We start from the raw sequence: 10,625 nt of genomic DNA on the forward strand, positions 1-10,625 counted from the left end.
AGCGCACGCAGGGTGATGTCGCCGAGATGTCCGATCGGCGTCGCGACAAGATGCAGTCCGGGAACTACGCGCGGTGCGTTGAGGCGCTGTCCGGCAATCAGAAATGTCCGCGCATCAGGCGCCGGCACGTCTGAAGATGGTGCAGAGCTCGGTGGTGTGGCGCGCATTGTCAGGGACTTGGTGTCGTCTCGAGGGCGGGATCAGAACGGGAATATCCAAAACGACGGCACAGTGATTTGTCCGACGCCGCCAATCAGCATAAACCTATTGGCCCGGTTAATCATTGGCCGACATTGTGATGAAATCTCCGGTGAAGGGCCGCAGGGTCGATCGCACGGAGCACGACACGGAATCCGGCATGGCGCCGGATCGCCGCAAGAGATGGCATGGGAAGCTTGCACGATCCACACACGAAACCGTTGCGAACCACGCGCCGCACTGCGCTCGGGCTGCTCCTTGGTGCGCCGCTGCTGAGCGCCTGCTCCGGCGCCCAACAAACTCTGAGCGATCAATTCGGCCAGCAGCCGCCTGCCGCCGGACCGGCGCAACAGCCGGCTGCGATCGGCAACGGACGGGTCAAGGTCGGGTTGGTGTTGCCGCTCTCGGCGCCCGGTAATGCCGGGGTCGCGGCGCAGTCGATGAAGAACGCGGCCGAAATGGCCCTTGCCGAGTTCCACAATCCCGACATTCAACTGCTGGTCAAAGACGACGCCGGCAATCCGCTCGGGGCGCAGACTGCGACCCAGCAGGCGCTCGACGAAGGCGCCGAGGTCATTCTCGGCCCGCTGTTCGCCCAGTCCGTGCCCGCCGCGGCGCAGGCCGCGCGTGCGAAGGGCGTTTCGGTGATCGCCTTCTCGACGGATTCCAGCGTGGCCGGCCGCGGCGTGTTCCTGCTGAGCTTTCTGCCGGAGTCCGACGTCAACCGCATCATCGGCTATGCCGGCAGCCTCGGAAAGCGCTCCTATGCGGCGCTGCTGCCTGAGAATGCCTATGGGTCCGTGGTCGAGGTGGCTTTCAAGCAGTACGCCAGTCAGAAGGGCGGCCGCATCGTCGCTTTCGAAAAATACGGCGCCGACCGGTCCGGTCCGGCGCGGACGATCGCGGCTTCATTGGCCAGCGCCGATGCGTTGCTGCTCGCCGACGATGGCGACGCCCTGGCCGGAGTGGCCGATGCGCTCACCGCCGCCGGCGCGGATCTGAAGCGCGTGCAGCTTCTCGGCACCGGGCTGTGGGACAATCCGCGGGTGTTCGCCACTCAGGCGCTGCAGGGCGGCCTGTACGCCGCTCCCGATCCATCCGGCTTTCGCGCTTTCTCCGGGCGTTATCGCGCCCGCTACGGCCAGGACCCGGTTCGCACCGCGACGCTGGCCTATGACGGGGTGGCCCTGGTGGCGGCATTGTCCCGCGCCCAGGGGACGCGGCGGTTCTCCACCGAGGTTCTGACCAATCCGTCGGGCTTCGCCGGCATCGACGGATTGTTCCGATTCCGCGTCGACGGCACCAACGAGCGAGGCCTTGCGGTGATGAAGGTCGCCAGCGGCGGCCCGCAGATCGTTGCCGGCTCGCCGAAGAGCTTTGGCGCATAGGTCATCCTCGTTCCGGGGCGCTCGTATCGGCGAGCGCACCCGGCAAAGGGACTTCCAAGCGAAACATCGATCGTGAGGCTGGGACCGGCAGCGCCGTTGGTCAGGCAGCCAGATCGGCCACGACGGCGTCGAGCACCGGAAAGCCCTCTTGGGTCACGCGCAGGCGGCCGTCGGCGTCGACCGCGATGGCGCCCTCCTCGCGCAACAGCGCGATCCGCGACGGATCGAGCGGGCGGCCGGAGAGCAGCTGATAGCGCTGCGGATCGATGCCTTCGGCGAGCCGCAAGCCCATCAGCAGGAACTCGTCGGCGCGTTCTTCGCTGGTGAGGCGCTCGTCGGCGATCAGGCCGTGGCCGGTGGCCTCGACCCGCATCAGCCAGCTCTCGGGGCGCTTTTCGGTCGCGGTGGCGTAGCGCACATTGCCGATATCGAGCCGGCCGTGGGCGCCGGGACCGATCCCGGCATATTCCTGGCCGCGCCAATAGATCAGATTGTGCCGGCACTCCGCGCCCGGACGGGCGTGATTGGAAATCTCGTAGGCGGGCAGGCCGAGCTCGGCGCACACCGACTGGGTGACGTCGTACAGCGCCCGCGCCTCGGTTTCGTCCGGCGTCGGCAGCTTGCCGGCCTTGTGCAGGGCATAGAACGGCGTGTCGGGCTCGATGGTGAGCTGATACAGCGACAGATGTTCGGCAGCCTCGCCGATCGCGTAACGCAACTCGGCTTCCCACATCGCCGCGGTCTGGCCGGGGCGCGCATAGATCAGATCGAACGAGTAGCGGTCGAACGCCGATTTGGCGATCGCCACCGCCTTCAAGGCCTCTTCGGCCGAATGCAGCCGGCCCAGCGCCTTCAACGAGGCATCGTCGAGCGCCTGCACGCCGAGCGAGACGCGGTTGACGCCGGCGGCGCGATAGCCGCGAAACCGCGTCGCTTCGACGCTGGTCGGATTGGCTTCGAGCGAGACTTCGGCGTCCGGCGCGACGCGCCAATGTTTGCCGATCGCGTCGAGGATCGCGCCGACGGTCTGCGGCTGCATCAGCGACGGCGTGCCGCCGCCGAGGAAGATCGACGTCACCTCGCGCGGGCCAATGCGGGCCGCGGTGGTTTCGATCTCGCGCGCGAAGGCGCGTGCGAAACGCTCCTCGTCGATCGCCGCATGGCGGACGTGGCTGTTGAAGTCGCAATACGGGCACTTCGACAGGCAGAACGGCCAGTGCACGTAAACGCCGAAAGCTGGGTCGGAGCTAGCCCGCAAGGCAGATCTCCGCCAGTTTGACGAACGCCTTGGCGCGGTGTGACAGGCCGAGGCCGAGCGGCGGCAGGCCATGTTTTTCGACGCTGGTCATCTCGCCGAAGGTGCGGCTGTGGCCATCGGGCAGGAACGCCGGGTCGTAGCCGAAGCCGGCGGTGCCGCGCGGCGGCCACACCAAAGTGCCGTCGGCACGGGCTTCGACTTCTTCGACGTGTCCGTCCGGCCAGGCGACGCACAGCGCCGAGACGAAATGCGCCTTGCGCTGCTCCGGCGCCCTCGCCCCGCGCTCCTGCAACAGCCGCTCGATCCGCGCCATCGCCCCGGCAAAATCCTTCGAATCCCCGGCCCAGCGCGCCGAATAGATTCCGGGAGCGCCGTCCAGCGCATCGACCGCAAGGCCTGAATCGTCCGCAAACGCCGGCAGTTGCGCGGCCTTGGCGGCGGCTTCGGCCTTGATCCGGGCATTCGCCTGGAAGCTGTCGCCGGTCTCGTCCGGCTCGGCGAGGCCGAGCTCTCCGGCGGAGATCGCCTCGATGCCGTAAGGAGCCAAGAGCTCGCGCATCTCGGCCAGCTTGCCGGGATTGTGGGTGGCGATCACGAGCTTGCCGGTGATTCGACGATGCATGGCGATGTCAGCCTAGCTCAGCTCGCGTTGCAAAGAGGTGGCAGGAATGACTCACCCCACCGCCATTTTCTGCAGGTCCACAAGCCGTGTGACGCCCTTCTGTGCCAGCGCCATCAGCTTCAGGAACTCGTCCTGCGAGAACGGCGTCTTTTCGGCCGTGCCCTGCACTTCGACGATCCGGCCGTCGCCGGTCATGACGAAGTTGGCGTCGGTTTCGGCTTCGGAATCCTCGGCATAGTCGAGATCCAGCACCGGCGTGCCGTTGTAGATACCGCAGGAGATCGCCGCGACGTTGTCGCGGAGCACCTGGCCCTTGATCATGTTGCGCGCCTTCATCCAGTTCAGGCAGTCCGCAAGTGCGACCCAGGCGCCGGTGATCGAGGCGGTGCGGGTGCCGCCATCGGCCTGCAGCACGTCGCAATCGACCGTAATCTGGCGCTCGCCGAGCGCTTCGAGATCCACGATGGTGCGCAGCGAGCGGCCGATCAGGCGCTGAATTTCGACGGTGCGGCCGTTCTGCTTGCCGGCCGAGGCCTCGCGCCGGGTCCGCTCCAGTGTGGCGCGCGGCAGCATGCCGTACTCGGCCGTCACCCAGCCGCGGCCCTGTCCCTTCAGCCACGGCGGCAGGCGCTCTTCCAGAGTCGCGGTCACCAGCACATGGGTGTCGCCGAACTTCACCAGGCAGGAGCCCTCGGCATATTTGACGACGCCGCGTTCCAGCGACACGGCGCGCAATTCGTCGGGCGCACGGCGGCTCGGCCGCATGGGGACCTCCATCGATTGGGGGGGAAATCAAACGTTGCGGTGCTTTTAGGGGGCCGCAGCCGCAGCGGCAAGGGTTGCGGCCGGTAACTCTGCGCTCGCCGCTTGTAACCGGGCCCGAGCGACGACAAATTAAGGGGACAACGGAGGACAATTTGGCTCAGCACGACCCTATCGGCCTGATTGCGCCCAATGCGGGGCTCGCCCAGCTCAACGAGCGTTCGCGGGAGATTTTTCGTCAGATCGTCGAAAGCTACCTCGCGACCGGGGAGCCGGTGGGCTCCCGCAACATTTCCCGGCTGATTTCCGTTCCGCTGTCGCCGGCCTCGGTGCGCAACGTGATGGCCGATCTCGAACAGCTCGGCCTGATTTACGCCCCCCATACCTCGGCCGGCCGGCTGCCGACCGAACTCGGGCTGCGGTTCTTCGTCGACGCCTTGATGCAGGTCGGCGACCTGACCGAGCCGGAGCGGCAGTCGATCCAGGCGCAGCTTTCGTCAGTGGGCCGGGCCCATACGGTCGAAGCCGCGCTCGGCGAGGCGTTGACGCGGCTGTCGGGCCTCACGCGCGCCGCCGCGGTGGTGCTGACCGCGAAGGCCAACGTCCGGCTCAAGCACATCGAATTCGTCCGGCTGGAGCCGGAGCGGGCGCTGGTGATTCTGGTGGCCGAAGACGGCCAGGTCGAGAACCGGGTGCTGACGCTGCCGCCGGGTGTGCCGTCCTCGGCGCTGATCGAAGCGGCCAATTATCTCAACGCGCGGATTCGCGGCCGGACGCTGGCCGAAGCCCGGCTCGAACTCGAATCGCTGATGGTTCAGAACAAGGCCGAACTCGATCAGCTCACCCAGAAGGTGATCGCGGCGGGAATCGCGAGCTGGTCCGGCGGCGACGGTGAGGACCGTCAGCTGATCGTGCGCGGCCACGCCAATCTGCTCGAAGACCTGCACGCGCTCGACGATCTGGAGCGGGTGCGGCTGCTGTTCGACGATCTCGAAACCAAGCGCGGAGTGATCGACCTGCTCGGCCGCGCCGAGAGCGCCGATGGCGTGCGGATCTTCATCGGCTCGGAGAACAAGCTGTTCTCGCTGTCGGGCTCGTCGACCATCATCGCGCCCTACAGCGACGGCGCCGGCCACATCGTCGGCGTGCTCGGCGTGATCGGGCCGACCCGGCTGAACTATGCGCGGGTGATTCCGATGGTCGATTACACCGCGCGGATCGTCAGCCGGATGCTGGGCGGCTGATTTTTCGGAAACTTGATTTTCGCGGCGCAAACCACGATATCCCGGCCAGCTCTCCCGTAACGATCCAGACGATTTTTCAAGAAGGTAGCGTGATGACCGAGACTGATGGACAGAAGGACAACAACCAGGACACGGCGCAGGCCGCCGCCGATCCGGTCGTTTCCAAGCCGTACATCATGCCGGACGACCCGGAAGAAGGATCGAACGAGGCCCTGGTGCGTGAGGCCGCGGACGCGCGCGACAAGATGCTGCGGACGCTGGCCGAGATGGAGAACCTGCGCAAGCGGACCCAGAAGGAAGTCGCCGACGCGCGCACCTATGGAGTGACGGCGTTCGCCCGCGACGTGCTGGACATCGCCGACAATCTGCAGCGCGCGCTCGACGCGGTGCCGGCGGAAGCCCGCGCCAACGCCGATGCGGGACTCAAGGGACTGATCGAAGGCGTCGAACTGACCGAGCGTTCGCTGCTCAACGCGCTGGAAAAGAACGGCGTCAAGAAGTTCGATCCGATGGGCCAGAAGTTCGACCCCAACTTCCAGCAGGCGATGTACGAAGTGCCGGATCCGTCGGTCCCGGCCGGCACCGTGGTGCAGGTGGTTCAGGCCGGCTTTACGATCGGCGAGCGCGTGCTGCGCCCGGCGCTGGTCGGTGTCGCCAAGGGCGGCGCCAAGGCGCCCGCCGCCGAGCCGAGCGCGAACTGAGCGGTCGCGCGGATCACAGATCCGCGCCGCCGATCCGCCTGACGCCGGCCTCGGCCATGTCGCTCCAGGCTTTCGCCAGCGAGCCCTGCGCGTCGATGGCGCGGCAGCCGTCTTCGATGACGAAGGTCTCGAAGCCGGCGGCGCGCGCATCGAGCGCGGTCCACGCGACGCAGAAATCGGTGGCGAGGCCGGTGACGAAGACGCGGCTCAGGCCGCGCGCCTGCAGATAGGCCGAAAGCCCGGTCGAGGTCTTGCGATCCGCTTCGAGGAAAGCCGAGTAGCTGTCGATGCCGTGATGGAAGCCCTTGCGGATCACCAGCTGCGCATGCGGGACCGCGAGATCCTCGGCCAGTTCGGCGCCGCGGGTGCCCTGCACGCAATGTTCCGGCCACAGCACCTGCGAACCATAAGAAAGCGCGATGCTCTCGAACGGCGCCTTGCCGGCGTGGCTGGAGGCGAACGAGACGTGGCCCGGCGTATGCCAGTCCTGGGTGATCACCACATTGGCGAAGGCCTTCGCCAGCCGGTTGATGATCGGGACGACGGCGTCGCCGTCGGTCACCGCGAGGTTGCCGCCGGGCAGAAAGTCGTTCTGAACGTCGACGACGATCAGGACCGAGCGGTCGTCGATGCGCCGGTGTGTTTCGGACATCCGCGCTCCCGTGGCTGGGATTTTCGACCCGAGTAGATCAGCCGGCCGGGAGCGGGTAAAGGCGCGCGCCTGCGGATTGATTCGGCATAAGCTGCCGATCGATGCAACCGGATCGGATCAGCGCGGCTGCAGGCCGTCGCGGACCTGGCGGAAGCGCGGAAACGCGGTCTCCCACTGATCCTTCGGCGACGAGCCGATCACCCGCATCGCCACATTGGCGCCGCCGAAGCGCAGCCACTGCACCACCGTGACCGGGGTGTTGTTCTTGCCGCTGACGCCGTTGACCCGTGTCTCGAATCCGGGCGAGCCATCGATTCGGATCGGCTCCGACATCGTGATCTTGCTGTCGCGCAGCCCGGGAATCGCCTCCGCCGCTTGCTGGGCGAAGCGGGCGCGGTCGTCGGTCTTCTCCGGCACCGAGCCGATCAGGCCGAGCACCATGAACGGGCCGGTCTCGACCGCCTCCTCGTTGCCGTCGGTCAGCAATAGCGCGGCGCCGGGCGCCAGCGTTCGGACGGTCTTGAAATCGGCGAGATCCCGGACCTTGAACGGCATCTGAGCGACCTGCTCATCGACCGGCACCTGCTGCCGGACCGAGACCGACGACAGCATCTTCTTGACCGCATCGTCCGAGTAGGTCTTCGCCTCGACCGTCGGCACCTGCACGGCGACGTAACCCGAAAACAACTTGCCGCCGGGCACGATCAGCGAATAGCGGCGGACCTTGTCGGGCCCCACCATGGCGTCTTCGGCGGTGAAATAGCCGTTGCCCGCGGAGGTCTCGATCTTCTCCGGCTTGACGTTGCCGAGCGAGCCTTCGGGCGCGGCCTTGAAGGCGGCGTCGACCTGATCGAACGCCGGGCCCGGCAGTTCGGACACCAGCACCTTGACGCCGTGGTCGGCGGATTCGAAGCCGAGGAAGGCGGTGGACTGGCTCAGTCCCGGCATCGGCACGATGCCGACCCGGATGCCGCGTGGGTAGACCGCGTCGGCGGCGACCGCGTTGGTCGCGGCGACCGACAGCAGGGCAATCGCAAACAAGCGCGCTATCTGTCTCATGGCGAGTTGTCCTGGGGTTGCATTGAGGCCGTTGTTTGGTCGGCGGCTGCCTGGCCGGCGACGGTCGGGCGAGGGCCGCGGATCGGGTGGCCGGCGGCGCCGATGATGCGCCGCCAACCTCATCGCGGCAAGCCGCCCCGCAGCCTCTGCCGGCGTTTCGTAAGGATTCGTAAAGCCCCGTGTTTTCGTGCTCGAAACGCCGTCGCGGTCCTTGCGGACCCGACCCCCCCTCCTATATCAGGCTCACCGCCGCCAAATCGCGAGCAATTGAATTTTCTTAGGGGGTTTGGACCGGTGCGCCGTCAGGGCCCGTCCAACTCGCCGCAAAACGAAGGAAGTGAGCACCATGGGAAAGGTCATCGGTATCGACCTCGGCACCACGAATTCGTGCGTCGCCGTAATGGATGGTAAGTCTGCCAAGGTCATCGAGAACGCCGAGGGCATGCGCACGACCCCGTCGATCGTCGCGATCACCGACGATGGCGAGCGTCTGGTCGGCCAGCCGGCGAAGCGTCAGGCCGTCACCAATCCCGAGCGCACCTTCTTTGCGGTGAAGCGCCTGATCGGTCGCCGCTACGACGACCCGATGGTCGAGAAGGACAAGGGCCTCGTCCCCTACAAGATCGTCAAAGCCTCCAACGGCGACGCCTGGGTCGAAGCCGACGGCAAGACCTATTCGCCCTCACAGGTCTCGGCCTTCATTCTGCAGAAGATGAAGGAGACCGCGGAAGCCCATCTCGGCGCCAAGGTCGATCAGGCCGTCATCACCGTTCCGGCGTACTTCAACGACGCCCAGCGCCAGGCCACCAAGGACGCCGGCAAGATCGCCGGTCTCGAAGTGCTGCGCATCATCAACGAGCCGACCGCGGCCGCGCTGGCCTACGGCCTCGACAAGGCGAAGACCGGCACCATCGCGGTGTACGATCTCGGCGGCGGCACCTTCGACGTCTCGATCCTGGAGATCGGCGACGGCGTGTTCGAGGTGAAGTCGACCAACGGCGACACCTTCCTCGGCGGTGAAGACTTCGACATGCGTCTGGTCAACTACCTCGCCGACGAATTCCAGAAGGAGCAGGGCATCGACCTGCGCAAGGACAAGCTCGCGCTGCAGCGGCTGAAGGAAGCCGCCGAAAAGGCCAAGATCGAGCTGTCGTCGACGACGCAGACCGAGATCAACCTGCCGTTCATCACCGCGGATCAGTCCGGTCCGAAGCATCTGACCATGAAGCTGACCCGCGCCAAGTTCGAAGCGCTGGTCGACGATCTGGTGCAGCGGACCATCGAGCCGTGCCGCAAGGCGCTGAAGGATGCCGGCCTGACCGCCGGCGAGATCAGCGAAGTGGTGCTGGTCGGCGGCATGACCCGCATGCCGAAGGTCCAGGAAGTGGTGAAGCAGCTGTTCGGCAAGGAGCCGCACAAGGGCGTCAACCCGGACGAAGTCGTGGCGATCGGCGCGGCGATCCAGGCCGGCGTGCTGCAGGGCGACGTCAAGGACGTGCTGCTGCTCGACGTGACCCCGCTGTCGCTGGGCATCGAGACGCTGGGTGGCGTGTTCACCCGCATCATCGATCGCAACACCACGATCCCGACCAAGAAGAGCCAGGTGTTCTCGACCGCCGAAGACAATCAGAACGCGGTCACCATCCGGGTCTTCCAGGGTGAGCGCGAAATGGCGGCCGACAACAAGATGCTCGGTCAGTTCGACCTGATGGGCATTCCGCCGGCACCGCGCGGTATGCCGCAGATCGAAGTGACGTTCGACATCGACGCCAACGGCATCGTCAACGTCTCGGCGAAGGACAAGGCGACCGGCAAGGAGCAGCAGATCCGCATCCAGGCCTCGGGCGGTCTGTCCGACTCCGAGATCGACAAGATGGTCAAGGACGCCGAAGCCAACGCGGCCGACGACAAGAAGCGCCGCGAGGCGGTCGACGCCAAGAACCACGCCGACGCGCTGGTGCACTCCACCGAGAAGGCGCTCTCCGAGCATGGCTCGAAGATCGACGAAGGCGAACGCCGCAGCATCGAAGACGCGCTCAGCGATCTGCGCGAAGCGCTGAAGGGCGACGACGCCGAGGCGATCAAGGCCAAGACCAACACGCTGGCGCAGGCTTCGATGAAGCTCGGCGAAGCGATGTACAAGCAGGCCGAAGGCGGCGCTGCGCCGCAGCAGCCCGGTCAGGACGACGTGGTCGACGCCGAATTCACCGAAGTCGACGACGACAAGAAGAAGTCGGCGTAACGACGAACGCTCGGCCATGCCGATCGCATCGTGCAACACCGTCACCGCCGGACTTGATCCGGCGGTCCATCTTTCCGAAATGATGGATGGCCGGGTCGAGCCCGGCCATGACAATTGAGAGCGTTGCTATGTCCACCACCAAGCGTTGCTACTACGAAACCCTCGAAGTCGAGCGCAACGCCGACGATTCGACGCTGAAGAGCGCGTTCCGCAAACTCGCCATGAAGTGGCATCCGGACCGCAATCCGGGCGATCCGCAGTGCGAGATCAAGTTCAAAGAGATCAACGAAGCCTACGAGATCCTCAAGGACAGCGACAAGCGCGCCGCCTACGACCGCTACGGTCACGCCGCGTTCGAGCAGGGCGGCTTCGGTGGCGGTGCAGGTTTCGGCGCGGGCTTCGCCTCGTCGTTCTCGGACATCTTCGAAGACCTGTTCGGCATGGCGTCGCAGCGGGGCCGCGGCACCGGCCGCGAGCGCGGCGCCGACCTGCGCTACAA

At 66.3% G+C, this 10,625-nt stretch carries 10 protein-coding genes and 1 pseudogene; 5 read left to right on the forward strand and 6 right to left on the reverse strand.

Annotated features, from left to right (window positions below; translation table 11 throughout):
- Positions 1–167 (reverse strand): annotated as a pseudogene (locus DY468_RS24860) (16S rRNA (cytidine(1402)-2'-O)-methyltransferase); the annotation flags it as partial.
- Positions 168–386: 219 nt separating this feature from the next.
- Here DY468_RS24860 and DY468_RS23535 point away from each other — a divergent pair.
- Positions 387–1,586 (forward strand): penicillin-binding protein activator, encoded by a 1,200-nt coding sequence (locus DY468_RS23535; protein ID WP_164607902.1) that lies wholly within the window; start codon positions 387–389, stop codon positions 1,584–1,586.
- A gap of 100 nt (positions 1,587–1,686) precedes the next feature.
- Here DY468_RS23535 and hemW read toward each other — a convergent pair whose 3' ends face one another.
- Genes hemW through rph form a run of 3 tightly spaced genes read right to left on the reverse strand, consistent with a single transcriptional unit; the run spans position 1,687 to position 4,231 of the window.
- Positions 1,687–2,844 (reverse strand): radical SAM family heme chaperone HemW, encoded by a 1,158-nt coding sequence (hemW, locus tag DY468_RS23540; RefSeq protein WP_164607904.1) that lies wholly within the window; start codon positions 2,842–2,844, stop codon positions 1,687–1,689.
- Positions 2,834–3,466: an RdgB/HAM1 family non-canonical purine NTP pyrophosphatase gene (rdgB, locus tag DY468_RS23545; RefSeq protein WP_164607906.1), complete on the reverse strand. Its 633-nt coding sequence runs from the start codon at positions 3,464–3,466 to the stop codon at positions 2,834–2,836. Before rdgB ends, hemW begins: the two co-directional genes overlap by 11 nt.
- Positions 3,467–3,517: 51 nt before the next feature.
- Positions 3,518–4,231 (reverse strand): ribonuclease PH, encoded by a 714-nt coding sequence (gene rph / locus DY468_RS23550; RefSeq protein WP_110787042.1) that lies wholly within the window; start codon positions 4,229–4,231, stop codon positions 3,518–3,520.
- A gap of 152 nt (positions 4,232–4,383) precedes the next feature.
- Between rph and hrcA the strand changes: the two genes are divergently transcribed.
- Positions 4,384–5,472, forward strand: a complete 1,089-nt coding sequence (hrcA, locus tag DY468_RS23555; RefSeq protein ID WP_107342567.1) for a heat-inducible transcriptional repressor HrcA — start codon at positions 4,384–4,386, stop codon at positions 5,470–5,472.
- Between the two features lie 92 nt (positions 5,473–5,564).
- The gene (gene grpE / locus DY468_RS23560; RefSeq protein ID WP_164607907.1) at positions 5,565–6,173 is read left to right on the forward strand and encodes a nucleotide exchange factor GrpE; all 609 of its coding nucleotides are present in this window, start codon (positions 5,565–5,567) and stop codon (positions 6,171–6,173) included.
- 13 nt (positions 6,174–6,186) lie between these two features.
- Here grpE and pncA read toward each other — a convergent pair whose 3' ends face one another.
- Positions 6,187–6,825 (reverse strand): bifunctional nicotinamidase/pyrazinamidase, encoded by a 639-nt coding sequence (gene pncA / locus DY468_RS23565; RefSeq protein WP_164607909.1) that lies wholly within the window; start codon positions 6,823–6,825, stop codon positions 6,187–6,189.
- A 117-nt stretch (positions 6,826–6,942) separates the two neighbouring features.
- The gene (locus DY468_RS23570) at positions 6,943–7,884 is read right to left on the reverse strand and encodes a hypothetical protein (protein WP_164607911.1); all 942 of its coding nucleotides are present in this window, start codon (positions 7,882–7,884) and stop codon (positions 6,943–6,945) included.
- A 346-nt stretch (positions 7,885–8,230) separates the two neighbouring features.
- On the opposite strand from DY468_RS23570, the gene dnaK reads away from it, so the two are divergent.
- On the forward strand, positions 8,231–10,126 hold the full coding sequence (gene dnaK, locus DY468_RS23575; protein ID WP_164607913.1) for a molecular chaperone DnaK: 1,896 nt from the start codon (positions 8,231–8,233) through the stop codon (positions 10,124–10,126).
- 128 nt (positions 10,127–10,254) lie between these two features.
- The coding region (locus DY468_RS23580) for a DnaJ domain-containing protein (protein ID WP_164607915.1) at positions 10,255–10,625 on the forward strand (371 nt) is incomplete at its 3' end.

The organism is Rhodopseudomonas sp. BR0M22, from assembly GCF_010907035.1.
Taxonomy (GTDB): Bacteria; Pseudomonadota; Alphaproteobacteria; order Rhizobiales; family Xanthobacteraceae; genus Rhodopseudomonas.

Bases quoted from the DNA above. Each gene is read 5' to 3' on its own strand.
- DY468_RS23535 (WP_164607902.1), top strand. From the start codon at position 387: ATGGGAAGCTTGCACGATCCACACACGAAACCGTTGCGAACCACGCGC.
- rdgB (WP_164607906.1), bottom strand. From the start codon at position 3,466: ATGCATCGTCGAATCACCGGCAAGCTCGTGATCGCCACCCACAATCCC.
- rph (WP_110787042.1), bottom strand. From the start codon at position 4,231: ATGCGGCCGAGCCGCCGTGCGCCCGACGAATTGCGCGCCGTGTCGCTG.
- grpE (WP_164607907.1), top strand. From the start codon at position 5,565: ATGACCGAGACTGATGGACAGAAGGACAACAACCAGGACACGGCGCAG.
- pncA (WP_164607909.1), bottom strand. From the start codon at position 6,825: ATGTCCGAAACACACCGGCGCATCGACGACCGCTCGGTCCTGATCGTC.
- DY468_RS23570 (WP_164607911.1), bottom strand. From the start codon at position 7,884: ATGAGACAGATAGCGCGCTTGTTTGCGATTGCCCTGCTGTCGGTCGCC.
- dnaK (WP_164607913.1), top strand. From the start codon at position 8,231: ATGGGAAAGGTCATCGGTATCGACCTCGGCACCACGAATTCGTGCGTC.